The sequence below is a fragment of the Janthinobacterium sp. MP5059B genome (assembly GCF_001758645.1).
Taxonomy (GTDB): domain Bacteria; phylum Pseudomonadota; class Gammaproteobacteria; order Burkholderiales; family Burkholderiaceae_D; genus Janthinobacterium; species Janthinobacterium lividum.
The window spans coordinates 65,033-82,642 of record NZ_LRHX01000014.1; the positions used below are offsets into that span (position 1 = coordinate 65,033).

Here is a 17,610-nt window from a genome sequence, read left to right on the forward strand (position 1 = left end):
TGATGGCTGGCATTGACATGGAATAGTCGCGCTTCGGGCGCTGGCAAACTTCACACTGTGCACCGATACGACCTGATTAGCTGTCATGACTGCGGCGTGCTGTACCGCAAACGTCCGCTGCGTCCCCGCGAAAAGGCGCGCTGCATCCGTTGCCGCTCGGTGTTATACCGGGGCGCTCACGCGCGGGGGGCATCGGCGGAATTGAGCAAGGTGGTGGCGCTGACCCTGGGCGCCGCCTTTGTCTTCCTGATCGCCCAGTTTTTTCCCATCGTCGAACTCGACGTCAATGGCCTGACGTCCAGCGCCACCTTGCTCGGTTCCATCCGCGTGCTGTGGTCCGAGCAGATGCATATCGTGGCGACGATGGTCTTCCTGTTTACCATACTCTTTCCCGCCATCGAACTCGGTTCGCTGCTGTATGTGGCGCTGGGCTTGCGCGGCGGCGTCAAGGTGCCGGGCTTCAACCGCGTGCTGCGCGCCGTGCAGACGGCGCGCGAATGGGGCATGACGGAAGTGCTGATGATCGGCATCCTGATCACCGTCGTCAAGATGACCAGCCTGGCTACGGTGCTGCCGCAACCGGGGCTGTTCGCGTTTGGCGCGCTGACCCTGATGCTGGCCATCGTCGTCTCGTTCGACCCCAAGGCCCTGTGGAACCTGGGCGACGACCTGACCCGGCAAGCGCTGCCCGGCATCCGCTACAAGGCTTTCGCGCCCGGCGAGAAGGTCGTGCCCTGCCATGCCTGCGGCCTGGTGGCGCCGCCCCTGGGCAAGGGCAAGCATTTGGCGTGCGTGCGCTGTGGCACGGCCCTGCACGTGCGCAAACCGGACAGCATCAACCGCACCTGGGCCTTGCTGATCGCCGCCATGATCCTCTACATTCCCGCCAACCTGCTGCCCGTGATGGTGACGTATTCCCTGTTTGGCGCACAAAACGATACCATCATGAGCGGCGTGGTGCTGTTCTGGACCAGCGGCTCGAAAGGCCTGGCCATCATCATTTTCATCGCCAGCGTGGTCGTGCCCATGCTCAAGCTAGGCGTGCTGGCGCTGCTGGCGTTCACCGCGCAGCGGCGTTCGCGCTGGCGCCCGCGCCAGCGCACCATTTTGTATCGCATGGTTGAATTCATCGGCCGCTGGTCCATGCTCGACATCTTTGTCGTCACCCTGACGGTGGCGCTGGTGCGCTTCAAGTCGCTGGCCGTGATCACGGCGGGACCCGGCGCGCTGGCCTTTGGCGCCGTGGTGGTGCTGACCATGCTGGCGGCGATGCAGTTCGACCCGCGCCTGATCTGGGACCCCGTCGACGGGCAGGTGCCTGGCGAGGAAGAACCCGTGGTGGTGGCAAATACCGGAAACAATACAGTGATTGGAGAACAGCATGTCTGACAAAGAAGCGGGCGGCCTTGCCGAAACGGGTGGCCGTCCATTGCCGGAACCCGATGTGGAACAGGGCAGCCGCTGGCTGCCGTCGCTGGTATGGCTCATTCCGCTGCTGGCCGCCCTGATTGGCGCCGGCCTGGCCGCCAAGTCCATCCTTGACCAGGGGCCCACGGTGACGGTCAGCTTCAAGAGCGCCGAAGGCCTGGAGCCGGGCAAGACCAAGGTCAAATACAAGGATGTCGATATCGGCCAGGTACGCGCCATCACCCTGGGCGACGACTTGAGCAATGTCCTCGTGACGATCGACATGAGCAAGGAGGCGCGCCGCTTCGCCACCGCCGATTCGCGCTTCTGGGTGGTGCGCCCGCAGATCGGCGCCAGCGGTGTGACGGGCCTGGGTACCTTGCTGTCGGGCGCCTACATCGGCGTCGACACGGGCAAGTCGGAAGCCAAAAAGGAGAATTTCATCGGCATGGAGAGTCCGCCCGCCGTGGCCGGTGACCAGAAGGGCAAGCTGTACACTCTGCACGCGGAAAGTCTCGGTTCCGTCGACGTGGGTTCGCCCCTGTTCTTCCACCGCCTGCGCGTGGGCAAGGTGGTCAGCTTTGCGCTGGACAAGGATGGCAACGGCATTACCATGTCGGTCTTCGTGAACGCGCCATACGACCAGTTCGTCGGCAAGAATGCGCGCTGGTGGCATGCCAGCGGCGTCGATGTGCGCTTGGATTCCAACGGCTTCAAGTTGAACACGCAGTCACTGGCCGCCATGCTGGTGGGCGGCATCGCCTTCGAGGCGGAAAATGGCCGCAAGCCCGAGGAGCCGGCGCCGGCCAATACCAATTTCCGCTTGGCGGCCGACGAGGCCAGCGCCATGCGCGAGCCCGATGGCCAGGCCATTACCACCGTGTTCTATTTCGACCAGTCGCTGCGCGGCTTGCAGCCTGGCGCCACGGTGGATTTCCGCGGCATCGTACTGGGCGAGGTGCGTTCGGTCGGCATCGAGTTCGATCCCGTGAAGAAGAACTTCCGCATGCCGGTCACCGTCAATCTGTATCCGGCCCGCCTGGGCATGCGCTTCAAGGCCGCCGTCGACGATGAGGAAGGCTCGGCCGGCCACCAGCTGCTCGAACGCATGGTCAGCCGTGGCTTGCGCGCCCAGCTACGCACGGGCAACCTGCTCACCAGCCAGCTGTACATCGCGCTGGACTTCTTCCCGAAAGCGCCGAAGGTGGCGCTCGATCCGAACAAGTATCCGCTGGAAGTGCCGACCGTGCCCAATACCCTCGATGAACTGCAGACGCAGATCGCCAGCATTGCCCGCAAGCTCGATCAGGTGCCTTATGCGGAGATCGGCAATAACCTGAACGCCACCATCAAGCAGGCCAATACCCTGTTCAGGCAGCTCGATGGCCAGGTGGTGCCGGAAATGCGCGATACCCTGACGGCGGCGAAACAGACCTTCGGCACGGCCGAACAGGTGCTGCAAAAGGATTCGCCACTGCAGTCGGACGTGCGCCAGGCCTTGCAGCAGCTGACGCAAACCCTGCAATCGCTGAACGCGCTGTCGGATTACCTGGAACGTCATCCCGAGTCCCTGATCCGCGGTAAAAAAGGAGATGAAAAAAAATGATGAAACCGATTTTTTCCGCGCTGCTGGCGGCCAGCCTGCTGGGCGCCTGTTCCACGCCCCAGCCCGAGCATTTCTATACGCTCAGCGGCGGCGCCGACGCGCAGCCGGCCAAACCCGTCAAATACTATGTCGAGGTGCTGGCCGTCAGCGTGCCGCAGCAGGTGAGCCGCAACCAGTTTGTCGTGACGGGACCATCGGGGCGCATCGAACTGCTGGAGCAGCAGCGCTGGGCCGGGCCGCTGGCCGGCGAGATCGGCCAGGCCCTGTCGACGGCCGTGACGAACGACCTGGGCGCCATCGATGTGTTCCGCACGCCGCATCCGGACAACCTGCCCGTGTACCGTATCAGCACCAATGTGCAGCGTTTCGAGTCGGTGATGGGCCAGTATGCGCTGATCGATGCCGTGTGGAGCGTGCGCCAGCTGGCCAGCAGCAAGGTGGTCACTTGCCGCACGATAGCCAATGAAAAGGTGGGCGCCGGCTACGATGAACTGGTGCTCGGTCACCGCCGCGCCGTGAACCGTATCGCCGCCGATACGGCGAGCGTGGTGCGCGCTTTTGACAACGGCAACGCCGCCTGCCCGGCCGCCTGAGCCGCTTTCCGCTACCCAGTCCCGGCGGCCGCTGGTAAAATGCGGCCATGGGAATGACCTTGTTCACGCGCCGCTTTGCCGCCTGGATCGCCTGTTTCGCGATCCTGCTGGCGGCGCTCGCGCCGTCGATTTCCCAGGCTGTCGCCAACGCCAAGCAGGAGTCCGGCTCCGGCTGGGCGGAAATCTGTTCGGTGGCCGGCATCCGTTTCGTCCAGGTCGACAATGACGGTGCCGCCGATGAAAAATCCGGCGGCAAGGCCATGCAGATGGAGCATTGCGCCTTCTGTTCCACGCACGCGGGTTCCGTCGGCCTGCCGCCCGCCAGTACCGTGCTGCCGCTGCTTGTGGCCAGCGGCACGGCCATTTTCCCGGCCCTGTACTACCAGTCCCCGTCACCGCTGTTCATCTGGTCCACCGCGCAGTCGCGCGCGCCGCCCGCTCTCGTCTAGGTTTTTGCATTTTCAATGCTGGCGCTGCCCACCTCGCGGTGTGACGCGCCGCATCCGCACACTTATACGAGAATCACATGAACAAGAAATTATTGGTGCTGGCAGTCGCCATCACCCTCGCTTACCCCTGCGCGCAGGCGCAGCAAACTGACCAAACCGACCACGCCATCGACACCGTCGTCGTTTCCGGTTCGCGCGCGCAATCGTGGCTGTCCGAGACGCCGCAGGCCATCGGTGCCGTCAATGCCAAAATGCTGGAACGCGACAAGCCCAAGACCATGGGCGATATCCTCAACCGCATCGCCGGCGTGTACTGGAATGACCTGGGCAACGAGCAGCACAGCATGAGCATCCGCCAGCCCATCGGCACGAATGCCGTCTACCAGTACCTCGAAGACGGCATTCCCATCCGCCCGCTGGGCGTCTTCAACCATAACTCGCTCAACGAGATGAACATGGCGGGCGCCAGCGGCGTGGAAGTGGTGAAGGGCGCCGCCTCGTCGCTGTACGGCAGCAATGCCGTCGGCGGCGCCGTCAATTTCCTCACGGCCGGCGCCAGCGCGACACCCACGGCAAGCGTGGGCGTGCGGCGCGATAACGTGGGCGGCTACACCCGCTACGACACTTCCGCCAGCGATACCTGGGGTCCGCTGGGACTGCGTTTTTCCCATTACAGCTCGCGCCGTTCGCGCGACAACTGGCAGGAGTACAGCTATGGCGACAAGGATTCGTTCTCGCTGCGCGCCGACTATGCGCTCAGCCCCACTTCGCAGCTGCGCGCCACCATCGTCCACACGGATCTCGATGCGGCCATGACGGGCAGCCTGTTCGAAAACGATTACCGCAGCAATCCCGGCAAGAGTTTGAATACGTTTACCTACCGCAAGGACAAGACCACGCGCATGAACCTGGCGTGGGAAGGCGCGACGACAGCCAATGGCACGAGCACCGTCACCGTGTTTACGCGCAAGAACGACCATGGGCAGATTCCCGCGTATTCCATAGGCAGTTGCGCGGGCATGCTGTGCAAGGGCGTCATCAACAACAACCACGTCGATTCGCTGGGACTGGACGTGAAACACCAGCAGGAATTCGCGTGGCTGCGTTCGCGCCTGATCGCCGGTGTGTACGTGGACAAGAGCGACAATCCCTTTGTCAGCGACAATCTGTCCATCGTGCGCGATGCCGCCACGGGCCGCTACCTGCGCTACTCCCTGGCCAATGCCAGCAATCCGCAGGGCGTGCGCGACTACCAGACGGATATCCTCAACACGGCCGTCTTCGCGCAATGGGAATTTTCTCCGCTGGCGGGCACGCGCGTGGTGCTGGGCGGCCGTTCTGACGCCATCCGCTACGACTACCATAACAAGCTGGCGCCCGTCGGCAGCGTCAATTACGGCGCGCCCGACGAGTCGCGCAGTTTTTCGCATGTGAGTCCGAAACTGGGCGCCACCTACGCCATCGGCCATGCGGGCAGCGCGTATGCGAATGTCAGCCAGGGCTTCACGCCGCCGGAAGTGAGCCAGTTATATGGCAAGACGGGCATCGCCAACTTGCAGCCGTCCGTCTACAACAACTATGAACTGGGCTTGCGCTGGGCCTTTTTGCAGGGCCGTTTGAAACTCGATACGGCCCTGTACCGGCTCGATGGGCGCGACACCATCGTCAGCTACACGCTCTCGCCGGGCAACAGCGAAAACCGCAATGCGGGGCGCACGCGCAGCGAAGGGCTGGAGCTGGGCCTGAATTACGACAGCGGCCCGTTCGACGCGCGCTTCGCCACGGCCATCGCGCGCCACCGCTACCTGCGCTACCAGCTTTCCAGTACTCTCGATTACAGCGGCCGCGCCATGCCGCAGGCACCGCGCGACATCACCTCGTTCGAGATCGGCTACAAGCCCGTGGCCGGCGCGCGTATCGCACTTGAAGCCGTGCACCAGGGGCGCTACTGGATGAACAATGCCAACACGGTGGAGTACAAGGGCCACGCCTTGCTGAACCTGCGCGCCAGCTATCAGGTCGCGCGCGGGCTGGAAGCGTGGGCGCAGGTGCGCAACCTGGCCGATAAACGCTATGCCGATTCGGCCAGCAGCAGCTATGCGGGAGTGGGCAACTATGCGCCGAACAGCCAGAACCAGTACACGCCCGGTGCGCCGCGCAGCGTGATGCTGGGCCTGGGTTATACCTTCAACGCACTGTGAGGATGGCCATGGACGATTTCACCTTTCTCATCGCGCGGCGCAAAAGCCTGTACTGGCGCATCCACTTCTGGGCCGCGCTGATCGCCTCGCCGTTTGCCCTGCTAGCTACCCTGACGGGCATTTTGTACGTGTTCACGCCGCAGATCGAGGCAAGGCTGTACCAGCACCTGGACCATGTGGCGCCGCAAGCGTCCATGCTGCCGCTGGACGCCGCCGTGGCGGCTGCGGAGCGGGCTGCGCCTCGAGGCTGGGCGGTGCAGCACGTGGTGCCGCCGTTTCAACAGGATGATGCGGTGCAGGTGGCGTTTGCACCGCCCGGCGGCGCGCAGGATGAACATGCGGGCCATGGCGGACATGCCGCGCCGCTCACGCCCGCCAGGCCGAAGTTCGGCCTGCCCGCGCAAGCCATCGTCGTGTATGTGAATCCCTATGACGCGCGCGTGCTGGGCAGCCTGTCCAGCAGCGAGCGCTTCGGCAACTGGGCGAAAAAGCTGCATTCGCGCCTGCTGCAAAACGATGGCTGGCGCTGGATGATCGAGCTGGCGGCCAGCTGGCTGATGGTGATGCTGGTGACGGGCGTGGTGCTGTGGTGGCCGCGCGGCGCGCAATCGGGCTTGCCGAAGCGGGGCGCGCGGGGCCGCAATGGCTGGCGCCAGTGGCATGCTTTCCTGGGCGTGACGCTCGGCATCGTCAGTGTCGTGATCCTGACGACGGGCCTGACGTGGAGCCAGCAGGCGGGCGGGCGCATCCGCGCGCTGCGCGACGTCAGCGGCCAGGCGCCGCCGCCCGTGCCACGTGATTTGCGCTCGCGCGAGGAGGGCGCTCCGCTCGACTGGCAGGATGCGTGGCAGGTAGCGCGCAGCCACGCGCCCGCCATCGCCGTGCAGCTGACGGCGCCGGCCAGCCAGGACGATGTGTGGCGCGCCACCATGGCTGACCGCAGCCAGCCCACCTTGCGCTTCGACCTGCAATTCGATGCCTACAGCGGCAAGCCCCTGTATTACGCGGGGTGGGAAGCGCAGACGGCGTTCGGCAAGGCCACCGCCATCGGCATTCCGTTCCACCGCGGCGAATTCGGCTGGTGGAACCAGGCCTTGCTGCTGCTGTTCGGCGCCAGCGTGCTGTTCTCGCTGGTGTCGGGCTGGGTGATGTTTTTCAAACGGCGCTTGCCTGGCTCGCTGGGTTTACCCAGGCTGCTGCCGGGCGCCTGGACGTCGCCTTCCGCGCTGGCCTGGCTGGCGGCAGCCGCCATGTGCGCGCTGATGCCGCTGCTGCTCGTTTCCGGCGGCATGCTGTTGCTGCTGGAGCTGTTCCTGGCACGGGCTAGCCGCCGACGATGGGCTGCGCGATGATCCAGAGACTGAGCAAAGTGTAGGCGATCATCAGGGCCAGCATCGGATACTGGCTGCGCAGGGCCGCGCGGCGACTGGCGTACAGGCGCAGCGCGCAGACATGGGCCAGCCAGACGGCTGCCACGTGGCCTGCGACGATGGCGAACAGCGATACGTACCACACCACCTTGGCGTCGACGATGCCAAGGCGGATGAAGTACAGCTTCGTGCCGAACAGGTCCCAGTCCAGGCCCAGCGGGTCTGACGCCAGCGGAATCAGGTACTGGCCCGCCATCGCCAGGAAAGACAGGTAGTGGGCGAAATGGTAGGCGATGGCGATCGGCACCAGGGTCAGCACGAAGTGGCCGGCCACGCGCAGCAAGGGTATGGCCGGCTGGCCATCGCTGGCGCCGCAGCGGGCGATCAGCGCGCAAAACAGCAGGAACACCAGCAGGAACAGGGCCGGCATCAGCAGCAGGGCGGCCGTGGTGATCCATGCCAGCGCACCCGGCGCCACGGCGAGGACGGCGTCGACGATGTCGTACCACGTTTGCGTTTCCATCATGCCGTCGAAGCTGACGGAGGCCAGCATGAGGATCACCAGCACCAGGCAGGCAGGGCGCACGGGTTCCACCGCCAGCAAGCCCGCCGCATACGGGCGCACGTAGCAGGCGCCGTCGCGGAATGTCACGGGCGCGAAGCGGGCCAGCAGACCGAAGACGATGTTGAAAACTTCCGCATGGCGCAGCCAGGCGGCGCGGCCGAACAGCGCCATGCCTGCCCACGTGCAGGCGGAATACAGCAGCATGGTCCAGGCCAGGCTGGCCGGCTGCTCGCTGCCTTCCCAGTTCAGCTCCATCCAGATAAAGCCGAAGAACAGGGCCGCCGCCGGCCAGCTGTCGAGCCAGCGCGGCCACGCCAGCGGTGCGCGCCACCGGGGGAACAGATGCTGTGCCGCGCGCGCCACGCTGTCGAGCGGATTGACCAGCGCCCACAAGTCGCCCAGCAGCGCCGACACGTAGGCCATGCCGACCCACCAGATGGCCCACACCATGGCGGGTGCGATATTTTTTACGGGGTTTTGCACGCCCACCAGTCCCGCCACGATCACCAGAATATACAACGCCAGCACCAGCAGGCGCAGTGCGAAAGCGATGGCGCGCGCGCCAGGAACCTGCCGCAGGACGAGGCGCGCATAGTCGCCCTGGCAGGCCGCTGTGCCATCCCGGCGCCACAGTGCCAGGAAGGCAAACGACAGCGCCACCGTCAGTCCCGCGCCCAGCAAATATAGCCAGAGCGGCAAGGGCAGGTCGTAGCGCTGGCCAAAGCCGTGCGCATGGGCGATGCCTGGCGCGGCCAGCAGGACGAAAGCGATGGCGCGCCGCATCATCGCGGCAGCACTTCCAGGTACATCAGGGGCGCCTCGCGGTGATGCTTGTGCTGCTTGCCCTTGCCCTCCGTTTGCGCGCCATAGCCGTGCGCGGAAACAGGGAAGCGTCCCGGCACCGTGGCGTCGATGCGCATGGCTTTTGTCTCGCCCGGCTTGACCTCCAGCAGCTGATCGTAGCCATGCAAGTGGATACTGACTATTTCGTCGGTACTCCAATCCACGGTGATCCGGGTGTCCTGCCGGACGCGTATCGTCGGTGGCTTCGCGGCGATTTTGCGCTGCGCGATGGCCAGCGCCACATGCTGTTCCTGTTGCTGCGGTTTTGCCGCAGAGCCGCCCTGCGACTGGCTTTGCGCCGATATGCACAGCAGGAAAATGGCCAGGCCCAGGCTGGCAAGCGGAGGGTGGAATGAGTATTTTTTCATGCTTAAATTTTAGGAAATATTTCCAGCATTGGCCATCTGAAAAAAAACGCCAGTTTGAAAAAGTGCGGCCGTAGAATGATCGGCGCGGATCCGACGACACTTGGAAAAGGCGGGGGAGATGATGAAAAAAGCGATGTTTGCATTGGCCGTGACATGCATGGCGGTGTTGCCTGCGTCGGCCGAAATCCTGGCCATGGTCAATTACGAGAGCAAGGCGCCCGAGTCATTGAAATCGCTGAAAAGCCCTGTCGCGCCGCCGTCGCGCAAGGAGGGCATCGCCATCATCGATGTCGATCCCGAGTCGAAAAACTTCGGCAAGATCGTGCGCGACATCGCCCTGCCGCCGGACCTGGTGGCGCACCATATCTTCTACAACCACGACATGAGCAAGGCTTACATCACGGCGCTGGGCAAGACGCAGCTGCGCGTGATGGACATGCGCCACAAGGACTTTCCCATCAAGGTGATCGAGGTACCGACTTGCCAGGTGGGCGAGGACATCGTCTTTTCGGATGACCACAAGCGCTGGTATCTGAGCTGCATGGGATCGCAGGCCATGCTGGAAGGCGACGCCGTGCACGACAAGCCGGGACGCACCGTCAGGCTGCCGGCGCCATATCCGCATGGCCTGGCCGTCCACGATGGCATCGACCGCACCCTGCTGACGAGCACCATCCGCCCCACGGACCTGGGCGACGCGGGTGAGGTGATCAGCGTGGTGGAAACGAGCACGGGCAAGGTGCTGGGCACGCACAAGCTGTCGAAAAAGCCGTCGCCGTCTGGCGAAGCGCCGGTGGAAGTGCTGTTCGTCCCGGGCAGCAAACCGCCTGTCGCCTACGTCGCCAATATGTACGGCGGTACCGTGTGGACCGCCACGTGGAATCCGGCAACCAGGGATTTCGACACGGCCCAGGTGCATGACTTTGCCGAACAAAAGGCGGGCGTGCCGTTGGAGCTGTATTTCAACAAGGGCGCGACGCGGCTGTACCTGACGACGGCCAAGCCGGGCCACCTGCATATCTTCGACCTGACGGGCGGCATCGGCAAGCCCCGGCTATTGAAATCGATCCCTGCCGCCGAAGGCGCGCACCACGTGGCTTTCACCAGGGATGGCCGCTATGCCTTCGTGCAGAACGCGCTGCTCAACCTGCCGGGCATGAGCGATGGCAGCATCACCGTCATCGATATGAAAAAGGAGGTGGTGGCGGGGAGTGTCGATACCCTGAAAAACAAGGGGCTCAATCCGAACAGCATCGTGCTGCTGCCGAAGTGGAATGACTTCATGGGGCATTGAAAGATGCATTCCGCTAGAATGAAAGGGCGCGGCCAGGCTCGTTGCCACAGGCCGCACCTTTGCAATGGCTGAACATGATATTCCTCGACTTTCCCGCCTTGTCCGCGCTGGCCACCGCTTCGGCCACGATTACCAAAAAATGCAGCTGCTGCGCCGTCCCGCTTGACGCCTGGCAGCGCCTGCCTACCTCGCTGGAGCTGGACCGCTTTGAAGAAATCGGCACCCTGCGCGAAGATCCGTACGAGGAACCGACGTTTGCCGAATACCACCCGCACGGCACGCGCTACGACAGCATCGATGCGCCCATCGCCCCGCGCTACTATCCCGCGAACCTGAGCCAGGTGGCCCGCTGCCTGAACTGCGGCCGTTACTACCTGCGCTACAACGAGGCGGGCGGCTACTTCACGGAACTGCGCATCCGCGCGCTGCGCCCGGAATTGCTGGCCGACGCGGCGTAGTCACTGCTACAGGCTTTCCTTGACGTGCGCGATGCCGTGTTCATCGTAGATCGAGTACACGGCGGCGAGGATGTTTTCCAGTTCAGGCGAGCGGTCCATATGCCGCATGCTGAATAAAATCGGCGAGAACGCATGCTTGTCGTCCAGCTTGCGGTACACGACGTTCCGGTGATGCATGGCTTGCACGCTTTCCGGCACGATGGAAATGCCCTGGCCGGCCGCCACCAGTCCCATGGAAATCTGCAGCTCGCGCACTTCCGTGACGGGGCCGGGGGTGACATTGCCTTCGCTGAACATGGCCAGCACCTGGTCGGCAAAGCTGGGGCGGGGCGCTTTCGGATACACGAGCAGGGTTTCGTGGATCAGGTCCGTGAGGCGTAATCCGCCTTCCCCCCTGGCCAGCCGGTGGCCGGGCGGCAGGGCCACCACCAGCCGCTCCTCGCGCAGCAGGATGCGGCGGATGCTGGGGTCTTCGCTTTTCAGACGCCCGAAACCCACGTCGATGCGGCCTTCCTTCAGGGCCTTGAGCTGCTGCACCGTCGTCATTTCATGCAGGGTCACGTCGACCTCGGGATGGCGCTCGCAAAAGCGGTGCACGATGTCTGGCAATTCCCCATACAGGGTAGAGGCGACAAAGCCGATCGACAGGGTGCGTTCCAGTTTGCCGACACGCTGCGTCATCGCCTGCAGGTCGCGCACCTGGTCGAGCAGGGGCCGCGCATGGGCGAGGAAAAACTCGCCCGCTTCCGTCAGGCGCAAGGGACGCGAACCCTTTTCGATCAGCGCCACGCCCAGGATTTCTTCCAGCTGCTGCATCTGCCGGCTCAGCGGCGGCTGCGCGATGTGCAAGCGCGCGGCGGCCCGCGTGAAGTTTCTTTCCTCCGCGACCGCAACGAAGTAGCGCAAGTGCCGTAATTCCATCTTCATACCTTTCAGGTATAGGTTTGATACCAACTCGGTGTTGGACGTGGGGAGATTCGGGGAATATCGTGTCACCACTCCACAGAATTATACGGAATAAATATGATTCAAAATATCGAGACCTACTTGGTCGATGTGCCAACCATTCGTCCGCACCGGATGTCCGTTGCCACCATGAATACGCAAACCCTGGTGCTGGTGCGGCTGCGCTGCGCTGACGGCATCACGGGCTGGGGCGAAGCGACCACCATCGGCGGCTTGAGCTACGGCGGCGAAAGCCCGGAAAGCATCAAGACGAATATCGATACCTATATCGCGCCGCTGCTCGTCGGCATGGAAGCGAGCGAAGTGGCCAAGGCCATGGCCAGGGTGCGCAAGGTCATACAGGGCAACCGCTTCGCCAAGTGCGCGATCGAGACTGCGCTGCTCGATGCGCAGGCGCGCCGCCTGAACGTGCCGCTGTCGGAATTGCTGGGCGGCCGCGTGCGCGATGCGCTGCCTGTGGCCTGGGTGCTGGCCAGCGGCGACACCGCGCGCGATATCGCCGAAGGGGAAAAAATGCTGGACTTGCGCCGGCACCGCATCTTCAAGCTGAAGATCGGCATGCGCGACGTGATGGATGACGTGGCCCACGTGCTGGAGATCAAGCGGGCGCTGGGCGAACGGGCCAGCGTGCGCGTCGATGTCAACCAGGCCTGGAGCGAGACGGACGCCGTGCGCGGCATCGCCGCACTGGAAGCGGGCGGCATCGACCTGATCGAACAGCCGGTGAAAGCCGGCAACCGCGCCGCGCTGGCGCGCCTGACGCGGCGCTTCGACGTGGCCATCATGGCCGACGAAGCCTTGCACGGTCCCGCCGATGCGCTGGCGCTGGCCCAGGCCGATGCGGCCGACGTGTATGCGGTGAAAATCACCCAGTCGGGCGGCTTGCTGCCCGCGCTGGAAGTGGCCACCGTGGCGCGCCTGGCCGGCGTGGGACTGTACGGCGGCACCATGCTCGAAGGCGGCGTCGGCACCGCCGCCACGGCCCACGTGTGCTCCACGTTCGCGGAACTTGCCTGGGGCACGGAACTGTTCGGCCCCCTGCTGCTGACGCAGGAAGTCTTGCGCGAGCCGCTCGTGTACCGTGACTTCATGCTGCAAGTGCCGACGGGGCCTGGCCTGGGTGTCGAGATCGATATGGACAAGCTGCGTTCCATGCAGCGCGCCTGAGGACGCCTATCAAAACCTACTGCGCGTCGTGATTTACGGTCTGCGATGCTCACTGTACCTTCGTACAGTTGCGCTTCTCGACCGCAACTCTCTTCCGCTCGCTACGGTTTTGTTAGGCGTTGTAAGTGCCTATAAAAATCTTAAGGAGAAACCATGTTATTCCATGTACGCATGAACGTGAACCTGCCATTGAGCATGCCCGCCGAGCAGGCGGCGCAGCTCAAGCAGACGGAAAAGGCACTGGCGCAGCGCCTGCAGCACGAGGGCAAGTGGCGCCACCTGTGGCGTATCGCCGGCCAGTACGCCAACATCAGCGTCTTCGACGTGGACAGCGTGGAGGAGCTGCACAACTTGCTCACCTCCTTGCCGCTGTTTCCCTACATGCAGATCGACGTGATGCCGCTGTGCCGCCATCCCTCGTCGGTGCGCGACGACGATTCCTGAGGAGACATGCGATGACGGAGACAGGCAACGACACTGCCGGGAAAATGTGCGAGGTGGACGGTATCTGCCTGCATTACCGCACGGATGGCGAGCGCAGCAAGCCCTGCCTCGTCCTGTCGAATTCCCTCGGCACGGACTTGTCCATGTGGGATGCGCAAGCGGCCGCGCTGGCCGGCGATTTTTTTGTCGTGCGCTACGACACGCGCGGCCATGGCCAGTCGGCCAGCGGCAGTGCGCCGTTCGGCATCGAGCGGCTGGGACTGGACGTGGTGGCACTGCTCGACCATTTCGATATCGCCCGTGCCGCCTTCTGCGGCATTTCCATGGGCGGCTTGACGGGCCAGTGGCTGGGCATTCACCAGCCGCAGCGCCTGACGAAGCTCGTGCTGGCAAATACGGCGGCGCGCATCGGCGGTGCCGCGCCGTGGCAGCTGCGAGCGGAGCAAGTGCGCCGCGACGGCATGGCCGCGGTGGCCGAGGGCGCCGCCGCGCGCTGGTTCACGCCGCCGTTCATCGCGCGCGAAGCGGACACGGTGGCGCGCCTGGCCGGCATTTTGCGCAGCCAGGATGCCGGCGGCTACGCGGCCTGCTGCGACATGCTGGCCAAGGCGGACTTGCACGCCTGCGTCGGCACGATCGCCGTGCCGACCCTGATCATCGCGGGCGAGCACGATCCCGTGACCACCGTCGACGACGGGCGCTGGCTGCAGCAGCAGATCGCGGGCGCCCGCCTGGCAAGCCTGCCCGCTTCGCATATCTCGAACATCGAGGCGGCGGACTTGTTTACGGCGCAGTTGCAGACATTTTTGTTGTGAGGCTTGCTGTACCGTATCGGTACGGCAGGAATGTGGTTTTCCTCTGAGTACCGCCGCCGGCTGGTCCGGCATGCGGCAGGGGAAGCTTTCTTGAAAAATAATAATAAGAAAAGCAGACTTGGAGTAGACGGATGGAAAACAGATTGATCATTATCGCGGCAGTCACGGTGGGCTATTTCGCCCTCATGTCGTACATTACGTATAGCGTGCGCAAGCATGCCAACAGCGCCGAGGGCATGACGGCGGGCGGACGCAACTATCCCGCCTATCTGATCGGCGCGCTCTTGTTGTCGGAATTTATTGGCAGCTCCGTCAGCATCGGCACGGCCCAGAAGGGTTATGAACTGGGTATTTCCGCCGCCTGGAATCTGGTGGCGCTGTCGCTGGGCTTCTTGCTGCTGGCCATCGTGCTGGTGAAAAAATACAAGGAAAGCGGGCAGTCGACGATTTCCGGCATCCTGGCGCAAACCTACGGCGAACCCGTGCGCTATGCGGCGTCCATCCTCACCATCGTTGCGCTGAGCATCGTTGCCGTGGCCCTGTACGCGAGTGGCGGCGCCGTGCTGGCAGCCGTGCTGCATATCAACAAGACCGTGGCCATCTTGCTGGTGGGCGCCATTACCGTGATCTATGTCAGCCTGGGCGGCATGCGCTCGGTGGTGTACACCAATTTTGCCCACTCCATCGTCAAGTATCTGGGCGTGATTCTGGCGCTGGCGTATGCGCTGGAAGCCACAGGCGGCATCGGCGCGCTGCAGGCGCAGCTACCGGCCAAGATGTTCAACTGGGTCGAGATCGGCTGGGGCCAGATCATCGCCTGGATGATCGGCGGCATCGGTTCCATCTTCGCCACGCAATACGTGATCCAGGCCCTGGTCAGCACGGACAATCCGGCCGTGGCCAAGCGCGCCTGTTACTACGTATCGTCGCTGATGATCCCGTTCGGCCTGATGGCGGCCCTGATCGGCATGTGCAGTGCCGTGCTGTACCCGGGCATGAAGTCGATCGACGCCTTCCCGACCCTGATCGCCCACATGCCGGCGTTTTCCGCCAGCATCATGATTGTCGGCCTGGCCGGCGCCCTGTTCGGCGGCATTTCCGCCACCACCCTGGCATCGGCCACTCTGGCCATGAAGGATTTTTATGATCCCTGGTACAACAAGGCGAAGAACGACGCGAAATCGCTGATGTTTCTGCGCATCGCCATCGTCGTGGCCGGCTTGCTGCCGCTGGTGCTGGCGTTGTATGCGGAAAAACTGCTGATGATCGCCTTCCTGGGCAAGGCCCTGCGCGCCACCCTGGCCGTGCTGGTGCTGATGGCCTTCTATGCGCCGAAGTTCGGCACGCCGCGCGGCGCCTTCGTTGGCGTCATCGTTTCCGTGATCGCCACCATCGGCTGGTTCCTGGCAGGCAATCCGTACGGTGTCGACAGTTCCTATCTGGCGCTGGCCGGCCCGCTGCTGACCATGGGCATCAGCCATCTGTTCAAGCCGGCGCAAGCGTTGGCGAAGCCGGCATCGTCGTCGCGGCTGTAGCTTACCCAAGCCTCACACCAGTCCCGTCATGTAATAGATGGCAATGACGAGGAACACGGCCACCGTCTTGATGACGGTGATGCCGAAAATGTCGCGGTAGGACTGGCGGTGCGTGAGGCCCGTGACGGCCAGCAGGGTGATCACGGCGCCATTGTGCGGCAAGGTATCCATGCCGCCGCTGGCCATGGCCACCACGCGGTGCATGACTTCGAGCGGAATGTGCGCCTGCTGCGCGGCCTGGATAAAACTGTCCGACATGGCCGCCAGCGCGATGCTCATGCCGCCCGAAGCCGATCCCGTAATGCCGGCCAGGGTCGTCACGGAGACCGCTGCGTTGACGAGCGGATCGGGCACGCTGCGCAAGGTGTTGCTGACGGCAAGAAAACCGGGCAGGGCGGCGATGACGCCGCCAAAGCCATATTCGGATGCCGTATTCATGGCCGCCAGCAGGGCGCCGCCCACTGCCGCCTTGGTGCCTTCGGCAAAGGCGGCGCGGATACGCCCGAAGGCCGTCACGCACACGAGCAAGATGCCCAGCAATAAGGCACCTTCCACGGCCCAGATACCAGTCACGGACGCTATCGACGTCGACACGGGCGCATGCAAGCCGGGCAGGGCCTCGGCGGTGAGTACGTAACTGTCGCCATACCAGTGGGGAATCAGCTTGGTCAGCGCAAAGTTGGCCACGCCCACCAGCACCAAAGGCGCCACCGACAGCAGCGGATGGGGCAAGTCGCCACCGGCTGTCTTTGCCTGTTCCGCTTCCACGCCATAACCTTCGCCCGTCGCCATGACGGACCGGCGGCGCCATTCCAGGAAGGCCAGTCCCATGATCACCGTCAGCACGGCGCCGATGGTGCCCAGCCATGGCGCGGCCCAGCCGGTCGTATTGAAAAAGGTGGTGGGGATGATGTTCTGGATTTGCGGCGTGCCGGGCAAGGTATCCATGGTGAAGGAAAATGCGCCCAGGGCGATGGCGCCCGGCATCAGCCGCTTGGGGATATTGCTCTGGCGGTACAGCTCGGCCGCGAACGGGTACACGGCAAACACCACCACGAACAGCGACACGCCGCCGTACGTCAGGGCCGCGCACACGGCAACGATGACGGCATTCGCGCGCGAACTGCCGATATAGCGGATGGCGGCCACGACGATCGACTGTGAAAAGCCGGACAGCTCGATCAGCTTGCCGAACACGGCGCCGAGCAAAAAGACGGGGAAATACAGCTTGATAAAGCCCACCATCTTTTCCATGAAGATACCGCTGAAGACAGCCGGCACGGCGGACGGATCGGTGAGCAGCACGGCACCCAGCGCGGCGACCGGCGCAAACAGGATCACGCTGTAGCCACGGTAGGCGGCCAGCATCAGGAAGGCCAGTGCGGCCAGAACTATCAGGAAAGACATCGGTCAGGCCCTTGCGCGAGAAGTGATCAAGATATTAATAATGCAGTTAATATCATACTTCTCGGCAACCTGCCAACGCGCAGGTCAAGGTGACAGCAGTTCACGTCAGCCTAGTGAGGAAA

16 protein-coding genes are annotated in these 17,610 nt (G+C 63.8%); 12 read left to right on the plus strand and 4 right to left on the minus strand.

Translation table 11 applies throughout. The features are described from left to right. Positions 1-57: 57 nt before the first annotated feature. From JAB1_RS16410 to JAB1_RS16435, 6 genes are all read left to right on the plus strand, one after another. Positions 58-1,389, plus strand: coding sequence for a paraquat-inducible protein A (locus JAB1_RS16410; protein ID WP_070260102.1), 1,332 nt, complete (start codon positions 58-60; stop codon positions 1,387-1,389). After that, positions 1,382-3,013 carry an MlaD family protein gene (locus JAB1_RS16415; RefSeq protein ID WP_034782421.1) on the plus strand — a complete coding sequence of 544 codons (1,632 nt, stop codon included), beginning with the start codon at positions 1,382-1,384 and terminating at the stop codon, positions 3,011-3,013. Before JAB1_RS16410 ends, JAB1_RS16415 begins: the two co-directional genes overlap by 8 nt. Continuing rightward, entirely contained in the window at positions 3,010-3,606 is a 597-nt protein-coding gene (locus JAB1_RS16420) for a PqiC family protein (protein ID WP_052140127.1), read from the plus strand. The genes JAB1_RS16415 and JAB1_RS16420 overlap by 4 nt, the downstream gene beginning before the upstream one ends. 47 nt (positions 3,607-3,653) lie before the next feature. Beyond that, complete coding sequence (locus JAB1_RS16425) at positions 3,654-4,055, plus strand: DUF2946 domain-containing protein (RefSeq protein ID WP_225317194.1); 402 nt, start codon at positions 3,654-3,656, stop codon at positions 4,053-4,055. A gap of 77 nt (positions 4,056-4,132) precedes the next feature. Continuing rightward, the gene (locus tag JAB1_RS16430) at positions 4,133-6,256 is read left to right on the plus strand and encodes a TonB-dependent receptor (RefSeq protein ID WP_070280917.1); all 2,124 of its coding nucleotides are present in this window, start codon (positions 4,133-4,135) and stop codon (positions 6,254-6,256) included. Between the two features lie 8 nt (positions 6,257-6,264). Beyond that, positions 6,265-7,608, plus strand: coding sequence for a PepSY-associated TM helix domain-containing protein (locus tag JAB1_RS16435; RefSeq protein WP_070281051.1), 1,344 nt, complete (start codon positions 6,265-6,267; stop codon positions 7,606-7,608). On the opposite strand, the gene JAB1_RS16440 is transcribed toward JAB1_RS16435, so the two are convergent. Next, positions 7,580-8,977, minus strand: a complete 1,398-nt coding sequence (locus tag JAB1_RS16440) for a hypothetical protein (RefSeq protein WP_070280919.1) — start codon at positions 8,975-8,977, stop codon at positions 7,580-7,582. The genes JAB1_RS16435 and JAB1_RS16440 overlap by 29 nt on opposite strands. Continuing rightward, complete coding sequence (locus JAB1_RS16445; RefSeq protein ID WP_070280921.1) at positions 8,974-9,402, minus strand: hypothetical protein; 429 nt, start codon at positions 9,400-9,402, stop codon at positions 8,974-8,976. Before JAB1_RS16445 ends, JAB1_RS16440 begins: the two co-directional genes overlap by 4 nt. A gap of 157 nt (positions 9,403-9,559) precedes the next feature. Here JAB1_RS16445 and JAB1_RS16450 point away from each other — a divergent pair, with 157 nt between their 5' ends. Together JAB1_RS16450 and JAB1_RS16455 are read left to right on the plus strand one after the other, a co-directional pair. Next, entirely contained in the window at positions 9,560-10,696 is a 1,137-nt protein-coding gene (locus tag JAB1_RS16450; protein WP_205412539.1) for a hypothetical protein, read from the plus strand. 74 nt (positions 10,697-10,770) lie between these two features. Further along, positions 10,771-11,154 (plus strand): hypothetical protein, encoded by a 384-nt coding sequence (locus tag JAB1_RS16455; RefSeq protein WP_070281055.1) that lies wholly within the window; start codon positions 10,771-10,773, stop codon positions 11,152-11,154. A gap of 6 nt (positions 11,155-11,160) precedes the next feature. Here the strand turns inward: JAB1_RS16455 and JAB1_RS16460 are convergent, their stop codons facing one another. Beyond that, a complete protein-coding gene (locus tag JAB1_RS16460) occupies positions 11,161-12,075 on the minus strand; it encodes a LysR family transcriptional regulator (protein WP_070260212.1) in 915 nt (304 codons plus the stop codon). 102 nt (positions 12,076-12,177) lie between these two features. Between JAB1_RS16460 and JAB1_RS16465 the strand changes: the two genes are divergently transcribed. From JAB1_RS16465 to JAB1_RS16480, 4 genes are all read left to right on the plus strand, one after another. Continuing rightward, a complete protein-coding gene (locus JAB1_RS16465; RefSeq protein ID WP_070260092.1) occupies positions 12,178-13,287 on the plus strand; it encodes a muconate/chloromuconate family cycloisomerase in 1,110 nt (369 codons plus the stop codon). Between the two features lie 153 nt (positions 13,288-13,440). Further along, positions 13,441-13,731, plus strand: coding sequence for a muconolactone Delta-isomerase (gene catC, locus JAB1_RS16470; RefSeq protein ID WP_034782430.1), 291 nt, complete (start codon positions 13,441-13,443; stop codon positions 13,729-13,731). Between the two features lie 11 nt (positions 13,732-13,742). Further along, complete coding sequence (gene pcaD, locus JAB1_RS16475) at positions 13,743-14,546, plus strand: 3-oxoadipate enol-lactonase (protein ID WP_254672129.1); 804 nt, start codon at positions 13,743-13,745, stop codon at positions 14,544-14,546. Between the two features lie 131 nt (positions 14,547-14,677). Further along, entirely contained in the window at positions 14,678-16,081 is a 1,404-nt protein-coding gene (locus JAB1_RS16480) for a sodium:solute symporter family protein (protein WP_034782432.1), read from the plus strand. A 12-nt stretch (positions 16,082-16,093) separates the two neighbouring features. Here the strand turns inward: JAB1_RS16480 and JAB1_RS16485 are convergent, their stop codons facing one another. Next, positions 16,094-17,488, minus strand: a complete 1,395-nt coding sequence (locus tag JAB1_RS16485) for a GntP family permease (RefSeq protein ID WP_070280925.1) — start codon at positions 17,486-17,488, stop codon at positions 16,094-16,096. Positions 17,489-17,610 lie beyond the last annotated feature (122 nt).